This is a genomic window from Dactylosporangium roseum (assembly GCF_025264685.1).
Lineage (GTDB): Bacteria > Actinomycetota > Actinomycetes > Mycobacteriales > Micromonosporaceae > Dactylosporangium > Dactylosporangium roseum.
Window position 1 is genome coordinate 1435173 of record NZ_CP073721.1, and the last position, 17985, is coordinate 1453157.

The window sequence follows — 17985 nt, forward strand, 5'->3', positions numbered from 1 at the left end:
GGGGGTCGATAGCATCGAGGGAGACGGAGAACCCGCCACACCCGAGGAGCGCCGACATCCATGGACGCCCACGAGATCGCCGAGGGGCGCGCGCGCTGGCAGCGCCGCTACGACGAGGCCCGCAAGCGTGACGCCGACTTCACCACCCTGTCCGGGACGCCGGTCGAGCCGGTCTACGGGCCGCCCGAGGGCGCCGACGTGCCCGGCTTCGAGCGCATCGGCTGGCCCGGCGAATTCCCGTACACCCGGGGCCTGCACCCCACCGGATACCGCGGCCGCACCTGGACGATCCGCCAGTTCTCCGGATTCGGCAACGCGCGGCAGACCAACGCGCGATACAAGATGCTCCTCGGCGCGGGCGGCGGCGGGCTGTCCGTCGCCTTCGACATGCCGACCCTGATGGGCCGCGACTCCGACGAACCGCAGTCGCTCGGCGAGGTCGGCCACTGCGGCGTCGCCATCGACTCCGCCGCCGACATGGACGTGCTCTTCGACGGCATCCCGCTCGCCGACGTGACCACGAGCATGACGATCTCCGGGCCCGCCGTCCCGGTCTTCTGCATGTATCTCGTCGCGGCCGAACGCCAGGACGCCGACCTCCGCAAGCTCGACGGCACCCTGCAGACGGACATCTTCAAGGAGTACATCGCGCAGAAGGAGTGGCTGTTCCCGCCCGAGCCGCACCTGCGTCTCATCGGCGACCTGATGGAGTTCTGCGGCGCGAACATCCCGAAGTACAAGCCGCTCTCCGTGTCCGGCTACCACATCCGCGAGGCCGGCGCGACCGCCGCGCAGGAGCTGGCGTTCACGCTCGCCGACGGGTTCGGCTACGTCGAGCTGGGCCTGAGCCGCGGCCTGGACGTCAACAAGTTCGCCCCCGGGCTGAGCTTCTTCTTCGACGCGCACATCGACTTCTTCGAGGAGATCGCGAAGTTTCGCGCGGCCCGGCGGATCTGGGCCCGCTGGCTGCGCGACGTCTACGGCGCCACCAGCGAGAAGGCGCTCTGGCTGAAGTTCCACACGCAGACCGCCGGCGTCTCGCTGACCGCGCAGCAGCCGTACAACAACGTCGTCCGCACCGCGGTCGAGGCCCTGAGCGCCGTGCTCGGCGGCACGAACTCGCTGCACACCAACGCGCTCGACGAGACCCTCGCGCTGCCCACCGACGAGGCCGCCGAGATCGCGCTGCGCACCCAGCAGGTGCTGATGGAGGAGACCGGCGTGACCAACGTCGCCGACCCGCTCGGCGGTTCCTGGTACGTCGAGGCGCTCACCGACCGGATCGAGGCCGAGGCGGAGGCCATCTTCCAGCGGATCCGCGACATGGGCGGCGACGGCACCGTCACCAGCGGCATCCTGCGCGGCATCGAGGACGGCTGGTTCATGTCCGAGCTCGCCGACAGCGCGTTCCTGTACCAGCAGGCCTTGGAGAAGGGCGACAAGCGGGTCGTCGGCGTCAACGTGCACACCGGCTCCGTCACGCGCGACCTCGACATCCTGCGGGTCTCGCACGAGGTGGAGGTGGAGCAGAACCGGCTCCTCGCCGCCCGCCGCACCGGCCGCGACAACGCGCTGGTCAAGGAGCGCCTGGAGCAGATGGTCGCCGCGGCGCGGACCGACCAGAACCTGATCCCGGCGATGCTCGACGCGGCGCGGGCCGAGGCGACCCTCGGCGAGATCTGCGGGGCATTGAAGGATCTCTGGGGCGTGTACCGGGAGCCCGCCCGCTTCTGACCCTTTCCGCGTTACCGAATCGCAACGCAACCGGATTCTCCCCCGGCTGGTCTACCTACGTACGACCTTGACCAACGGGGGAGGGTCCTTGCTGGCACTCGTGCTCGCGGCGTTGCGGGCGAGGCGCGCGCAGGCGCTGACGCTGCTCGTGTTGAGTACCTTGGCCGCGGCCGCCGCGGCGGCCGCCCCGTGGTACGTATTGGCGTCCACCGAGCGGGTGGCCACGCGACACATGGAGACGGCGCCGATCCAGGAGCGCTCCCTCGAAACCATCGCCGAAGGTCCCATCGAGGGCGGCTCGATCGCGGCGCTGCTGGCCGCCGACGCCGAGCTCACCCAGCGCATCGTGGGCCTGGACGGCTTCACCACGTACACGCAGGCGTTCATCGGCGGCCAGGCCAAGTCCGCGCAACCGACCGCGCAGGGTGACACGCGTGGCACCACCTCACCGCTGACGCTGCGCACCGGCGCCTGCGAGCACGCCTCGATCGAGGGCGCCTGCGCGACCGGCGCCGACGAGGCGATGCTCAGCTACCGCACCGCCCGCTGGCTACAGGTGAAGGTCGGCGACCAGATCACCTTCTCCAGCCCGGACCTCCAGGCGCCGGCCGTGCTGAAGGTCGTCGGCATCTATCTCCCCGAGAACCCGGGCGACCCGTTCTGGAGCGGCAACGCCAAGTTGCTCGCGGTCGACCTGCCGACCGGCGCGGCGCCCGAGATCACCGAGCCGGTCGACGACGCCGTGCTCGTCGGGCCCGCCGTCCTCGACCGGCTCAAGCCCAAGGCCGTCCGCATGATCGTCGACATGGTGGCGCGGCCCGCGCTGCTGGTCGACCACCAGCCGGACGAGGTCCGCGCTTCCCTCAACGCCTCGACGGTCGAGGCCGGCAACAACCGGCTGACGCTCAACACCCAGCTACATGCGACGATCGACCGGGTCGAGCGGGACCGGCAGTTGGTCTCGCTGGGCGTGCCCGTCGGCGCGTTCCAGCTCCTCGTGCTGTGCTGGTTCGCGCTGTACCTCGCGGTGAAGTACACGGGCGAGGAGCGGCGGCCCGACATCGGGCTCGTGAAGCTGCGCGGCGCGACCCGCGGTCGGACCTGGGCCCTGGTGAGCGGCCAGAGCGCGCTGCCGATGCTGGCGGGTGCGGTGCTCGGCCTGCCGGTCGGATATCTCGTCGCCACCGCCGTCAACGGCTCGATCCGCGAGCCCGCCGTGCGGGACCGGGCGTTGACGCTGTCGGTCGGCGCGGTCGCCCTCGCCGTCCTCGGCGCACTGCTCGCGGCGCTGCTCGCCGAGCGCCGGTCGCTCGGGGCGACCGTCGCCGAACTGCTGCGGCAGAGCCCGGCCCGGGCCCGCGCCTGGCGGGACCTCTTCGACCTGGTGCTCGTGGTCGTCGCGGTCGCCGCGGTCTGGCAGGTGAAGACCCGTGCCGAGGGAGACATCGCCGGCCTCGCATTGCTCGCCCCGGGCCTGGTCGCCCTGGCCTTCGCGCTCGTCGCCGCGCGCCTCATCACGTACAGTGCCGGCCGCATCGTCGAAAGCGCGCTGCGCCACGGCCGTGCGGCGCGCGCGCTCACGGCCATCTACCTGGCCCGGCGCCCGGGCGTGCACCGGCTGGCCGCGCTGATGATCGTGACCGTGGCGCTGCTGTGCACCTCGTTCCTGACCTGGAGCGCGGGGCGGGAACAGGGCCGGGTCCGCGCGGAGCTGGAGGTCGGTGCCGACCGGGTGTTGTCGGTACGCGCGGAGAACCGCCTCGCCCTGCTCCACGCGGTCCGCCGCGCCGATCCCGAGGGTCGCCACGCGATGGCGGCCGTCCAGTCACTGCGCTCCGGCAACGACCGGGTCCTCCTGGTCGACAGCCCGCGGCTGGCGGCGACGGCGACGTGGCGGCCGGAGTACGGCATGACCGCGGCGGAGACCGCCGCCGCCCTGCACCCGCCCGCCCCGGACGCCGCCTACGTCACCGCCGACACGCTGACGCTCGACGTCACCAACCACTACACGGTCGTCGACGATCAGCGGGTGGTCGTCCTCGACGTGATCATGGCCGATCCGAAGGGCAACCGGCTGGTCGCCCGGCTCGGTCCGCTGCGGGAGGGCCGGCAGCGGCTCACCGCGTCGCTGCCCGCCTGCGCGACCGCACCCGGCTGCCGGCTCAGCTCGCTGGGCATCATGCAGAGCACGCTGGAGGCGAAGATCTACTTCCCGTCTCGCCCCGGCGTCGAGGTGACCGTCCACGGCATCAGCCAGAGCGGCGCCGACCCGACCGTGGTGGCCAGGGAGACGCTCACGGACCGCACCCGGTGGCGCCTCGACGTGTCCGGCACGCCGCCGAACCTGATCGTCACCCCGGCCGCCGACGGGCTGCTGCTGCGGGTGGGGCCGATCCGCCAGGGCAGCACCGACCCGGGCGTCTATCCGCTCGACTCGCCCGCGCCGATCGCGAGCATCCGCGCCAAGCGGCTCCTGCCCAAGATCGCCGGTGACCAGCGGGTCAGCTACGGCTCGATCGCCCTGTCCGAGCGGGTCGTCGGCACCGCCTCCCGGCTGCCCCGGCTCGGCGACCAGGGTGTGCTCATCGACCTGGAATACGCCGACCGGCTCGGCGCGGACTTCGGTGCCGGCGAGTCGATGCAGGTGTGGCTGTCCGCGTCCGCGCCGGCGGACATGACGGACCGGCTCAGCCGCGAAGGGCTCATCGTCCTCGGTGAGGAGACGATCGACGGTGTCGCCGACCGGTACGGGTCGTTCGGCCCGCCGCTGACCCTGCAGTTCATGCTGCTGTCCGCGGTCATCGGGCTCGCGCTGGCGATCGGCTCGGCCTCCGTGGTCGCGGCGGTGGAGCGCCGGCCGCGCGCCCGGGAGCTGACCGCGCTGCGGTCGCAGGGCGCCTCCGCGCGGCTGGTCCGGCGCGTGAGCGTCGAGGGCTACATCGTCCTCGTGGGCGTGTCACTGCTGCTCGGCCTCGTGCTCGCGGCGCTGATCCGGTTCACGATCGGTGACGTCATGCCCTACTTCGCCGACGGATGGAGCGCGCCGTGATCGGGCTGGCCCTGTCGATGATCCGGGCCCGTCCCGGACAGGCGCTCACGGCGTTCATCCTGGCCATGCTGGCGATGGCCGCCGCCGTCAGCGCGCCGGTCTACACGACGACCGCCGACCGGGCGGTCGTCGCGAGCGAGGTCGCCGCCGCGCCGGTCGAGGAGCGGGTGGTGCGGGCCCGGCGGGTGTCCGAGACCCGGGACCGCGCCTTCGAGGACCTGGTGCCGCAGGTCTTCACCATTCCAGGGTTCAGCGGCGTGTTCAGCACCGAGTACGACTCGTACGTGACGACCGCCGACCCGAAGGTCGATGCGGTCGCGCCCCGCCTGGTCTACCGCGACGACGCCTGCGCGCACCTGCGCTTCGTCGCCGGCCGCTGCTTCATCAGCGACACCGAGATCGTGCTGAGCAAGGAGACTCTCGACCAGCTCAAGCTGCCGATCGGCGCGACCGTCCAGACCAGCTTCGCGGCCTACGACACGGAGGGCTACGAGTGGGTCTCCGCCGGGCCCGCGGTCACGCTCACCGTCGTCGGCGCCTTCGAGGTCGTCGACAAGACCGACCAGTACTGGGCCGACTTCGACTACTTCAACCCCCGCCGCACCGACCGGCTGGTGACCTCCCCGATCTTCGCGAGCCGGCTCACGCTCGAGGGCATCGAGCACTCACGCGAGCGGCAGGGCCTCGACGTGGTCATCGGCGACGGGGCCATCTCGGGCGACACGCTCGACGGCGTGAACGCGGCGGTGCGGGAGGGCCGCGACAAGCTGACCGCCCTGCCCGGCGGCGCGACCGTGCACACCGGGTTGCCGGCCCTGCTGGCCCGGATCAACGCCAACCGCTCGCTCGTCGGCGAGGTCGTACCCATCGCCGCGGTACCGCTGGTGCTCCTGTGCTGGTTCGTCCTCTTCATCGCGGTCGCCTCGGCGACCCAGGAGCGCCGTCTGGAGCTCGGGCTGTTCGCCCTGCGCGGGGTCAGCGCGCCCCGGCGCTGGTGGCTCGCCGCCGGCGAGAGCATCGTGCCGATCCTGGCCGGGGCCGCCGCCGGCTTCCTGCTGGGCCACTACCTCGTCCGGCTCGCCGCCTGGCTGCTGCTGCACAGCTCGGCGGAGGTACCGCTGTCCGCCGGCGCCGACTGGTGGGCGCTGACCGCGGTCGCCGGCGCGATCTTCGCGGCCCTGCTCGCCCAGCGTGCCGAGCTGGCGAAGAAGACCATCGACCTGCTGCGCAACGTGCCGAGCCGGCTGTCGCGCTGGCGCAACGCCCCCGTCCTCGAGGCCGCGGTGGTCGTGCTCGCCGTCGTCGCCGTGATCCAGATGCGCCAGGGCGACAACGGGCTGACCGGGTTCGCCGTCTTCGCGCCCTCGCTGATCGTCATCGCCGTGGCCCTGCTCGCCGCGCGGGCCGTGCTCCCGATCGCGGAGCGGGTCGGGCGCCGGGCCATGCGCCAGGGCCGGATCGGTGCCACGCTCGCGGCCTACGCGATGTCCCGCCGTCCCGGCAGCCAGCGGATCCTCGCCTTGTTCGTGGTGGCGATCGCGCTGCTGTGCTTCGCGGCGACCGGGGCCAGCGCGTCGAGCGACACCCGCGACCGGCGGACCCGGGTCGAGCTGGGCGCGCCGCGCGTGCTGTCGCTCGAGCCGCTCAGTCGCGCCGCGCTGCTGGCCAAGGTCCGCGCGCTCGACCCGGACGGCACCTTCGCCATGGCCGCCTCGATGGTCCCGGTCTCGGAGGACACGGGCATACCGCCGATGCTCGCCGTCGACAGCTCCCGCCTGCCCACTGTGGCGCTCTGGGACGACCCCCACGTCACCGCGCAGGAGGCGGCGGCGCGGCTGCATCCCCGGGTCGGCCGCGAGCCGATCATCGTGAACAACAAGGACCTGTCCCTCGACGTCACCGTCGACGCGATGGTCGACGCGTTCCGCGTCCGGTGGACCGCGGTGGTCGTACCGCTGGACGGTTCGGCGACCGGGGAGGTCGACCTCGGCGGGGTCCAGTTGGGCCGGCGAACGTACGTGCGGAACCTGCCGATGTGCGTTGACGGCTGCCGGCTCGTGGCACTGCGGATCGACCAGCCCGAGGGGCGCGGCTTCGACGTCTCGATGACGCTGCACAGTCTGAAGCAGGCCGGGAGGACCATCGCCGACGAGGCCGGCTTCGCCGACACCGACGCGTGGCGGGTGCCTCAGTCGCCGGGGCCGAAGCTGCTCGTACCGACGCTGTCCGCGACCAAGGACGGACTGCGCGCCGAGGTGGCCAACTATCGGGGCGCCGACGTCGCCGTGCGGATCATGCCGACCGACGCGCCGTCGCCGCTGCCGGTCGTGATGGCCCGTACCGCGGGTATCGGCGACCACATGAGCGGCTTCGACGGCGCGCAGCTCCCGATCGACCTCGCGGCCGAGGTCGACGCCGTGCCACGTCTCGGGCCCAAGGGCGGGCTCGTCGACTTCGACTACGCCGAGCGGCACTCGATCGACGGCGGCGAGGCGTCACAGCCGCAGATCTGGCTCGGCGAGCGCGCCCCGGCCAACGTGCTCGACCTGGTCCGCGACCAGGGCCTGACGGTCATCTCCGACCGGCAGCTCGGCCCGCTGCGCGCGCAGCTCGACGAGCAGGGGCCGGCGGTCGCGCTGCGCTTCCACGAGCTGGCCGGCGGGTTCGCGGTGCTGCTCGCGGTGGGCGCGCTCTGGCTCGTCTCCAGCCTCGACCGCCAGCGGCGCGCGGGCGAGCTGCGTGCGCTGCGGGCACAGGGTGTGGCCCGGCGGGACGCCGCCGCCAACGGATACCTCGCGCTCGTCGGCACGGCGGCGGTCATCGGGCCGTTCGCGGCCTTGGCGAGCTGGCTCCTGGTGCGCGAATACCTCCCGGTGTTCACCGACGACCCCGGTACGTTCGAGGTCTCGTACTGGCCGTCGCCGATGCCGGTCGCCGTGGCCTGGTCGGCGGCCGGGCTGCTCCTGGCCGTGGCCGCACTGCTCGCCGGAGCCCGGCTCCGCGCTTCGACAAGGGGGATGCGATGAACGGTTTGGCGGTCGCCTGCCGGCGGGTCGTGCACATCTACCGGGCCGAGGCCGGCGACGTCGTCGCGCTCGCCGGGGTGGATCTGTCGATCGGACCGGGGGAGACGCTCGCGCTGGTCGGGCCGTCCGGCTCCGGCAAGTCGACGCTGATCGCGCTGCTGGCCGGGCTCATGCGTCCATCGGCCGGCCGGGTCAACATCGGTACCTACGACATGGGCAAGCTGTCCGACAGCGAGATCGCCCGGCTGCGGGGCACCGAGATCGGCGTCGTCCTCCAGGGCGCCGCCCGCAACCTGCTGCCCTATGCCTCGCTGCACCGCAACATCTGGCTGGCGCAGCGGCGCGCGGCCCGTACCGAAGGCATCAAACTCGACGATCCCGACCGCATCCTCGACCTCGTCGGCCTGCCCGGTCTGGGCCGGGCCCGCATCGACGAGCTGGCGCCCGGCGCCCGGCAGCGCGCGGCCCTCGCCGTCGGTGTCGCCGCCGGCCCCGGCCTCCTCCTCGTCGACGAGCCGACCAGCCAGCTCGACACCGCCGGCCGGGACGAGGTGATCGAGGCGCTCGAGACGGTCAACCGGGAGCGCAACACCACCATCGTCGTGGTCACCCACGACGGTGAGGTCGGCACCCGGCTCGGCCGCGCCGTGACCATCCGCGACGGCCGGGTCGGCGCCGAGGGGCGCGACGGCCAGGACTTCGCCGTGGTCGCGGGTGACGGTACGGTGCAGCTACCGCCGGAGGTTCTCGGCGAGTTCCCGCCCGGCACGCTCTTCACCGTCGACCACGTCGACGGTCAGGTCACGCTGGTGGCGGGCGGATCCGACCGGTCACTTGCGGCGGACCACCTGGGGCACGTGCAAAACTAGGGCCATGAGCGACCCACGGCAGACCCAGTCGATCTTCACCCGCGGGGCGGTGGACCTCGGCGCCCTGGCCCGCAGCAACGCGGCCGCCGCGCAGCGATCTGCCCAGCCCACCCCCGCCTCCCCCAGTGCGCACATCGTCGACGTCACCGAGGCGAACTTCCAGAGCGAGGTTCTGCAGCGGTCGCTGACCACGCCCGTCGTGGTCGACTTCTACGTCGCCGGGAGCCAGCCGCACCAGCAGTTCTCCCCGCTGCTGGAGAAGCTCGCGGCGGAGAGCGACGGTGCTTGGGTGCTCGCCAGGGCCGACATCGAGGCCAGTCCGCGCCTCGCGCAGATGTTCCGGATCCAGGGCATCCCGTTTGTGGTGGCGATCGTCGGCGGCCAGCCGGTCGACGCCTTCAACCAGATGCTGCCGGAGCCGCACCTGCGCCAGTGGATCGACGCGGTGCTCAAGGCCGCCGGTGTCGACGTCGAGCGACCGGAGGACCCGCGCCTGCTCGCCGCCGACGACGCCATGGCCGACGGTGACCTGGACGCGGCCGAGGCCGCCTACCGCAAGATCCTGGCGGAGACGCCCAACGACGCCGTGGCCGAGTCGGGCCTGGCCCAGGTCGGGCTGCTCCGCCGCACCGAAGGCGTCGACCTCGGCGCGGCCGTGGCCGCGGCGCAGGCCGCGCCCGGCGACATGGCGGCGCAGTTGCTCGCCGCCGACGTCGAGGTGCTGTCGGGCGAGGCGGAAAAGGCCTACCAGCGACTTGTCGACCTGATCCGCCGCACGGCGGGCGACGACCGGGAGACCGCGCGCAAGCACCTGGTCTCGCTGTTCACCGTCGCCGGCCCCGACGACCCCGCGGTCGCCAAGGCCCGCCGGGCGCTGGCGAGCGCGCTCTTCTGAGCCGGGCGCACATGCGCCGAATCGCCGTCGTCGACGCACCGAGCAACCTGGGGTTGCGGCCACCGACCGCCACCTCCGTGCCCGGCTGCGCGAAGGCGCCCGGTGCCCTGCGCGACAACGGGCTGCTGACCCGCCTGGGTGCCCGTGACGCCGGGTGCATCACCCCGCCGCGGTACGACCCGGCGGGGTGGGAGCCCGGCGACGGTGTGGCCCAGGCAGACGAGATCGCCGTGTTCGTCCGCCGGCTGGCCGACCGGATCGGCACGATCCTCGGCGCCGGTGACTTCCCGTTGGTCCTCGGCGGCGACTGCTCGATCCTCCTGGGCGCGGGCCTGGCGATGCGGCGCCATGCCGCGACGCTCGACGGGCGGATCGGGCTGGTCTACGTCGACGGTCACTCCGACTTCCGGCACGAGGGCAACGCGTCGTACGTCGGCGCCGCCGCGGGTGAGGCCCTGGCCCTGGCCACGGGCCGCGGCCAGGCCAACCTGGCGGCGATCGAGCAGCGGCGCCCGTACTTTCGCGACGTCGACGTGGTGCTGCTCGGCATCCGCACGCACGATGAGTACCGTCTGGATCTCCAAGCGGCGGGTATCGTCGCGCGCGCCGTCCCGGAGCTGCGCTCCAACGGCGCGGCGCGCTCGGCGCAGTGGGCTCGCGACCAGCTCCGCGACTGCACCGGCTTCTGGGTCCACGTCGACGTCGACGTGCTCGACCCCGCGGTCATGCCCGCGGTCGACGCCCCCGATGTGGGCGGCATCGCATACCGGGAGCTGGAGATCCTGCTGAGCAGCCTGGTGTCCGACCCCCGCTGCGTCGGCGCCCAGGTGACGGTGTTCGATCCGGACTACGATCCGGACGGCCGGTATGCGGCGGAGGTGACCGACGCGCTGGTGGCGGGCCTGGAGCCGCTGGTGACGTCGTCGGCCCTGGTCGCGGCCGACCTGCCCCCTCCGGTTTCGGCTCCTCCGGTGTCCGCTCCTCCTGTGCTCTCGGTGCCGCCTGTTGTCTCCGCTCCTCCTGTGCCGGCTCCGCCGGAGTTCGTCGAGGCTTCGCCGGAACAGGCGGACGATCCTGATCCCGTGGAGCCGGACGGTCCGGAGCCCGGGCGGACCAGAATGCTGGGGCCCGGCGCGCTGGCGGTGCCGTTCGTGCCCGCGCAGACGGTCCCTCACCGCGATGCCGCGGACGGGGTGGAGCCCCCGGAGTCGCCGCTGGCCGACGTCGTGCCGGCGGCGCGGACCCCCCTCGACAAGGAGGAACCCGAGCCGGCGAGCTGAGCGGCACGGCCTGGCGGCGGATTGCGGCGGAACGCGTGCCGGCTGGCGCGCCCCGGCGGCGACACCTCCGAGACCCGCGCCCGAATTGTCGGCTTTATTGCTGGTTGGTCGATGCGAAGTCTTTCGGATCACGACAAGTTCGCCCACCGGCCACCCCGCCGGGGTCAGCCGATCGTCTGGAAGAACTTGCCGGCGATCGGGACCGCCGCCGCGGTACTGGCGCCGCCGTTCTCGACGAACACGCAGAACGCGATGTCGCCGCGGTAGCCCATGAACCACGAGTGCGTGTGCGCCGGGTCGTTGTCGTACTCCGCCGTGCCGGTCTTGCCCCGCAGGTCGCCCGGCAGGTTCTTGAGCTGGTCCGCCGTGCCGACCGTGACCACCTCGCGCATCATCTGCCGCAGCGCGTCCAGCGACGCGGGGTTGAGCTGCGGGCCGTCGGCCGCCGGGCTCTTGGGGGCCGGGTCGAGAACGAGCTGCGGCTGCTTCCACTGGCCGCGGGCGATCGCCGCCGCCGCGCCGGCCAGGATGACCGGGGACGCGAGCGTGGTGCCCTGGCCGAAGGCGGCGGCCGCCTGCTCGGACTTCGAGCCGTTCGTCGAGACCTTGCCGGTGAACACGTCCGCGCCGAGGTCCCACGGGATGCCGATGCCGACCGCCTGGGCGGTCTTCGCCAGGCCGTCGGGACCGAGCTGCGGCGCCAGGCTGGCGAACGCGGTGTTGCACGACTTCGCGAAGTCGGTGCGCAGGGGGACGTTGCCGAGTTCCATGTCGTGGGAGTTGCGGAACGTGCGGCCGTCGACCGTCAGGTTCTTCGGGCACGACACGATCGACTCGCCGGTGAGGCCCTTGTCCAGCGCGCTCAACGCGGTGATCGTCTTGAACGTCGAGCCGGGTGGCGTCTGGCCGGTCAGCGCGAAGTTGTTGCCGGCCGCGCCGGGGCCGTTGGCGACCGCGACGATCGAGTTGTCGCTGATCCGGATCGCGACCAGGGCCGAGCGGCGCGTGTCGAGCGCCAGGGCCTGCTCGGCCGCGTTCTGGATGGTGACGTCGAGCGTTAGTTTGATCTTGGCACCCTCGGCGGGATCCGCGGAGAAGAGCTTCACATCGGGTGTACCGGTGGGCTTGGGGATGACCACGGACACGCCGGGCCTGCCCTGGAGGATCGAGTCGTACCTCTGCTGGAGCCCCGACAGGCCGACGACGTCGCCGACCTTGTACTTGCCCGGGTTCTTGTCCATGATCTCCTTCGTCACCTCGCCGGAGACGCCGAGGAGCGCGCGGGCGAACTGCGCCGAAGGCGCCAGGGACTGCGTCGAGTTGCGGGTGACGACACCCGGCGTGGAGCGGAGCTTGTTCGCGACCGAGTCGTACGCCTCCTTGCGGAGCGTGACGATCTCGACGAACGCGTCCGACTTGGCGGACTTCACCCGGTTGGGCAGGTTGGTCAGGTCGACGGACACGTTCGCCGCCGTGAACGCCTCGCCGAGGTTCTTGACGACCAGGTTGATGTCGGTGATCTGGCGCGGCTCCACGCCGACGATGACCACGGCCTTGCTGCTCACGATCGGCTGCCCGGCGCCGTCGAGGATGCTCCCGCGGGTGCCCGCGGTCTTGCGGACGGCGAGTTTGTCGGTGTCCTGGAGGTCGGGGTGGATCGTCTTCGCGCTGAAGACCACGGTCCACTGCTTGTCGACCCGCCTGGCGTTGACCGTCGTGTCGTACGCCCACGTGGAGCCCGACACCGGCCACTCCACGCCGACGACCGCGCTGCTCTGGTCGTCCTTGACCGCCGGGGCGCCCTTGAGCGCCAGCTTCGGCGGCTGGGCGGCCAGGTCGCCGGCGACCGTGGTCAGCAGTTTCTGGGCCGCGTCGCCACTGAGCGCCTTGCCGTCCGGACCCACGAACTTCAGGCCCGCGATGTTGCCCTGCTCCCACGCCCCGAGGAACGTCTTCAACGCGTCGTCCGGCGGCTTGCTCGAGCACGCCGGCAACGTGCCGAGCACCGCCAGGGCGGCGAAGAGGGCGATGGGGCGACGGAGTGAAACGGCCATGTGGGCGATTCTGCGTCATGAAAGCCAGGATCCGCACGCCCCAAGATCGAACAAGTACGACAATTAGTGCACGGGTGTGCGGTTGATCGGGTAACCGACGTTTGCCCGGCTGGGCGGCGGGTCGACATGTCAGGGGTACGTCTTAGGCTGTCAATGGACAACCCACAGCGTCGTGGGTGAGGGGAGAACAACCGATGAACGGGCCTACGGCCACCCGGGTGAGCGAACCCGAAGCCGAACCTGCGGTCGAAGACGACGAGTTAGAGCAGCAAGTGCCAAACGCGGAGCATCTCGTCGCGGAGGCCGTCGTCCTGGCGACAGCCCAGGACGCCGACCCCGAGCTGGTCGCGCACTACTGGCGCCTCGTACCCGACGAGGAGCTCGCCGGCTGCGACGTGGCCAAGATGGTCGCCGCCACCCGGTCCCACCTGGAGCTGGCCCAGCAGCGGGTGCCCGGCGAGCTGAAGCTGCGGCTCGGCATGAGTGTCGCCGGCGGCACGTCGCTGGAGATCGTCACCGACGACATGCCGTTCCTCGTCGACTCCATCACAAGTGCCCTGTCGTCGCGCGACATCGACCTGAATCTGATGGTCCACCCGCTCGTCGTCGTCCGGCGGGCACCGCTGGGCGCGCTGGAGAAGGTGCGGGTCGGCCTCGAGCCGGAGGACGCCGCACCGGGTGACATCGTCGAGAGCTGGATCCGCGTCGAGGTCGACCGGATCCGCGACGAGGCCGATCTCGAGGAATTGCGCAACGACCTGGCCCGGGTGCTCAACGACGTGCGCGAGGCGGTCGAGGACTGGCCCAAGATGCGCATCCAGGCACTCACGCTGGCCGACGAGCTCGGCAGTGCGCAGCTACCGGTGCCGGACAAGGACATCACCGACTCCGTCGAGCTGCTGCGCTGGCTGGTGGACGACCACTTCACGTTCCTCGGCTACCGGGAATACCGGCTGACCAAGGGGGACGACGGCGAGGAGTTGCTGCAGGCGGTGCTCGGCTCGGGCCTGGGCATCCTGCGGGCCGACCAGACGCACCCCCGGGTGCTGAGCTCGATGACCGCCGAGGCCTACGCCAAGGCGCTGGAGAAGCGCCTGCTCATCATCACCAAGGCCAACTCGCGCGCGACCGTCCACCGTGCGGCATACCTGGACTACATCGGGTTCAAGCAGTTCGACGCCCAGGGCAACGTGGTGGGGGAGAAGCGGTTCCTCGGCCTGTTCTCGTCGGCGGCCTACCGCACCAGCGTCCGTGACCTGCCGGTCGTCAAGCGCAAGGTCGCCGAGGTGGTCGAGCGCTCGGGGCTGTCGCCGCGCAGCCACTCCGGCAAGGACCTGCTGGAGACGCTGGAGACCTACCCGCGCGACGAACTGTTCCAGATCACGACCGACGAGCTCTTCAACGCCGTCATGGGCGTCCTGCGCCTGGCCGGCCGCCGTCAGCTACGCCTGTTCTTGCGCCGCGACGGCTACGGGCGGTTCATCTCCTGCCTGGTCTACCTGCCCCGCGACCGGTTCACCACCGCCAACCGGCTGCGCATCCAGCAGATCCTGCTCGCCGAGCTCAACGGTATCGGCGTCGACTACACCACCCGGGTCGGTGAGTCGAAGTTCGCCCGCGTGCACTTCATCGTGCGCACCGAGCCCGGAAACCCGCCCGGCGACCTCAACGTCGACCGTCTCACCGAGCGCCTGGCCGAGGCCACCCGCCTGTGGGACGACGACTTCCACATGGTGCTGGAGCGCAAGCTCAACGACGAGCACCAGGCCAAGCAGCTCCACCAGCGGTATGTGGGCGCGCTCCCAGAGACGTACAAGGACGAGCACACGCCGAACGAAGCGGTGAAGGACGTCGCCAAGCTGGAGCTGCTCGACGAACCGGGCCAGCTCGTCATGCACGTCTACCGGCGCCGGCAGGATGAGAGCGACCTCCGGTTCAAGGTGTTCCGCTACGGCGAGCCGATGATCCTCTCCGCCGTCCTCCCGGTGCTGCACTCGCTCGGCGTGCGGGTCACCGACGAGCGGCCGTATGAGATCGTCCGCTCCGACGGCACCATCTACCTCTACGACTTCGGGCTGCAATTGCCGTCCGACTCGCGGGCGATCATCGAGGTCCGCCCGCACCTGGAGAACGCGTTCTCCGCCACCTGGCGGGGTGAGGCCGAGGTCGACAGCTTCAACAGCCTCGTGCTGAAGGCCGGCCTCACCTGGCGCGAGGTCGTCATCCTCCGGGCCTACGCGAAGTACCTGCGCCAGGCCGGCACGGTGTTCTCGCAGGACTACATGGAGACGACGCTCCTGACCTACCCCTCGATCGCCGCGAAACTCGTGGACCTGTTCACGGCGCGCTTCGACCCGCGACTGCAGCTCTCCGACACGGCGCGCTCGGAGTGGTCGAAGGAGATGGTCGCGGCGATCAACGAGGACCTCGACACGGTGACCAGCCTCGATCAGGACCGCATCCTGCGCTCGTTCCTGCACCTGATCCAGGCCACGCTGCGCACGTCGTTCTTCCAGCGTGGTGCGGCGGGACGCCCCAAGTCGTACACAGCCTTCAAGTTCGACTCGCAGTCGATCCCCGACCTGCCGGCGCCGCGACCGCGGTTCGAGATGTTCGTCTACTCGCCGCGGTTCGAGGGTGTGCACCTGCGGTTCGGCTCGGTCGCGCGGGGCGGTCTGCGCTGGTCCGACCGGCGTGAGGACTTCCGGACCGAGATCCTCGGCCTGGTCAAGGCGCAGATGGTGAAAAACTCGGTCATCGTGCCGACCGGTGCCAAGGGCGGGTTCGTCCTCAAGGAGAAGCCGGGCGACCGCGACGAGGCCGTCGAGTGCTACCAGCTCTTCATCTCGGCCCTGCTGGACGTCACCGACAACCTCGATGGCGGCAAGGTCATCGCGCCGCCCGAGGTGGTGCGGCACGATCCCGACGACCCCTACCTGGTCGTCGCCGCCGACAAGGGCACGGCGACGTTCTCGGACATCGCCAACGAGATCTCGATGAAGTACGGCTTCTGGCTCGGCGACGCGTTCGCGTCCGGCGGCTCGGCCGGCTACGACCACAAGAAGATGGGCATCACCGCCAGGGGCGCCTGGGAGTCGGTGAAGCGGCACTTCCGCGAGCTCGGCGTCGACACCCAGACGACCGAGTTCACGGTGGTCGGCGTCGGCGACATGTCCGGTGACGTGTTCGGCAACGGGATGCTGCTCTCGCGGCACATCCGGCTCGTGGCCGCGTTCGACCACCGGCACATCTTCATCGACCCGCAGCCCGACGCCGCGACGGCGTTCGAGGAGCGGGCGCGGCTGTTCGCACTGCCCCGGTCCTCGTGGGACGACTACGACAAGGCGCTGATCTCCGCCGGCGGCGGTGTCTACCCGCGCACGGCGAAATCGATTCCGATCTCGCCCGAGGCGAAGGAGGCGCTGGGGATCCCGGCGTCGATCACCGCGCTCACGCCCAACGAGCTGATGCACGCGATCCTGGCCGCGCCGGTGGACCTGTTCTGGAACGGTGGCATCGGGACGTACGTCAAGGCCACGAGCGAGTCACACGCCGACGTCGGCGACAAGGCCAACGACTACGTCCGGGTCAACGGCCGCGAGCTGCGCGTCAAGGTCGTCGGTGAGGGCGGCAACCTGGGCCTGACCCAGCGGGGCCGGATCGAGTTCGCGCTCGGCGGCGGCCGCATCGCGACCGACTTCATCGACAACTCCGCCGGCGTCGACTGCTCCGACCACGAGGTCAACATCAAGATCCTGCTCGACCGCGCGGTCCTCGACGGTGCGCTCGCCCCGAAGGACCGCAACCCGCTGCTCGCAGAGATGACCGACGAGGTCGGCGAGCTGGTCCTGAAGGACAACTACGACCAGGCGACGGCGCTCGGCAACGCCCGTGCGCAGTCTCGCTCGCTCCTGCCGGTCCACAAGCGGCTCATCGCCGACCTGGAGCGGCGTGGCCAGCTCGACCGCGCGCTGGAGGGCCTGCCGACCGACGAGGAGCTCGACGCGCGCGCCGAGGCGGGGGTCGGCCTGACCTCACCCGAGTTCGCGGTCCTGCTGTCCTACGTCAAGATCGTCCTCGAGCGCGAGATCCTCGACTCGAACCTGCCCGACGAGGACTGGACCAACGCGGTGCTCGTCGACTACTTCCCGACCCCGCTGCGGGAGCGGTTCGTGGAGGCGATGGCCGAGCACCCGCTCCGCCGCGAGATCGTCACCACGCAGGTGGTCAACGAGGCCGTCAACCGCGGCGGCACGTCGTTCTTCCACCGCGCAGCCGAGGAGACCGGAGCCGGCGCCGCCGACATCCTCCGGGCATCCGTGGTGATCCGGGAGGTGTACGGCCTGGGCGAGCTGCGCCGCGCCGTCGAGTCCCTCGACAACCAGGTCCCGACGGGGGCGCAGACAGCGGTCTACCTGGAGAGCCGGCGACTGCTCGACCGGGCGGTCCGCTGGCTGGTCTCCAACCGGCGCCTGCCGATCGACGTCCCCGGCGAGATCGCCCGGCTGCGGCCCGGCGTCTCGCGCCTGCTGCCGCAGATGGAGACGCTGTTCCGCGGCCAGGAGCGGGAGGCGCTGCACGCCAACGCGGCCACGCTGCGGGGGATGGGCCTGCCGGACGAGATCGCGGACACGATGACCCGGATCATGTACGGCTTCGGTCTCCTCGACATCGTCGAGGTCGCGTCGCAGACGGGCCGGGACGTCAGCGAGGTCGCCACGGTCTACTACGTGCTGTCGGAGCGGTTCCGCGTCGACGACCTGCTCTCGCGGATCTCCAGCCTGCCGCGTGAGGACCGCTGGCAGACGCTGGCCCGGATGGCGCTGCGCTACGACCTGTACGCGGCCCTGGCCGCCCTGACGGCGGAGGTCCTCAACGCGACGGCGCCGGACGACGACGCCGAGGCCCGCGTCCACGAGTGGGAGCAGAGCAACGCCACGTCGATCGCCCGCACCCGCAACGCGATCGGCGAGTTCGGCGAGTCCCCGGGCGACCTGGCCGCCATCTCGGTGCTGCTCCGCCAGATCCGCACACTGGTCCGCACCTCCGCCGCCTGACCACCCATGATCGCGAAGGGT

8 protein-coding genes are annotated in these 17985 nt (G+C 71.4%); 7 read left to right on the plus strand and 1 reads right to left on the minus strand.

The genetic code is table 11. The features are described 5' to 3' along the window. The first annotated feature begins 60 nt into the window (after positions 1–60). The 6 genes from Drose_RS07485 to Drose_RS07510 all read left to right on the plus strand — a co-directional run bounded on the left by Drose_RS07485 (position 61) and on the right by Drose_RS07510 (position 10853). Entirely contained in the window at positions 61–1734 is a 1674-nt protein-coding gene (locus Drose_RS07485; protein WP_260727459.1) for an acyl-CoA mutase large subunit family protein, read from the plus strand. An 88-nt stretch (positions 1735–1822) separates the two neighbouring features. Further along, positions 1823–4783, plus strand: a complete 2961-nt coding sequence (locus Drose_RS07490; RefSeq protein WP_260727460.1) for an ABC transporter permease — start codon at positions 1823–1825, stop codon at positions 4781–4783. Next, a complete protein-coding gene (locus Drose_RS07495; protein WP_260727461.1) occupies positions 4780–7809 on the plus strand; it encodes an FtsX-like permease family protein in 3030 nt (1009 codons plus the stop codon). The genes Drose_RS07490 and Drose_RS07495 overlap by 4 nt, the downstream gene beginning before the upstream one ends. After that, complete coding sequence (locus Drose_RS07500) at positions 7806–8678, plus strand: ABC transporter ATP-binding protein (RefSeq protein ID WP_260727462.1); 873 nt, start codon at positions 7806–7808, stop codon at positions 8676–8678. The genes Drose_RS07495 and Drose_RS07500 overlap by 4 nt, the downstream gene beginning before the upstream one ends. Positions 8679–8682: 4 nt before the next feature. Then, entirely contained in the window at positions 8683–9573 is an 891-nt protein-coding gene (locus Drose_RS07505; protein ID WP_260727463.1) for a tetratricopeptide repeat protein, read from the plus strand. An 11-nt stretch (positions 9574–9584) separates the two neighbouring features. After that, positions 9585–10853 (plus strand): arginase family protein, encoded by a 1269-nt coding sequence (locus Drose_RS07510; RefSeq protein ID WP_260727464.1) that lies wholly within the window; start codon positions 9585–9587, stop codon positions 10851–10853. A 164-nt stretch (positions 10854–11017) separates the two neighbouring features. On the opposite strand, the gene Drose_RS07515 is transcribed toward Drose_RS07510, so the two are convergent. Continuing rightward, positions 11018–12907, minus strand: a complete 1890-nt coding sequence (locus Drose_RS07515) for a penicillin-binding transpeptidase domain-containing protein (protein WP_260727465.1) — start codon at positions 12905–12907, stop codon at positions 11018–11020. Between the two features lie 194 nt (positions 12908–13101). Between Drose_RS07515 and Drose_RS07520 the strand changes: the two genes are divergently transcribed. Further along, positions 13102–17964 (plus strand): NAD-glutamate dehydrogenase, encoded by a 4863-nt coding sequence (locus Drose_RS07520; RefSeq protein ID WP_390891333.1) that lies wholly within the window; start codon positions 13102–13104, stop codon positions 17962–17964. Positions 17965–17985: the final 21 nt, after the last annotated feature.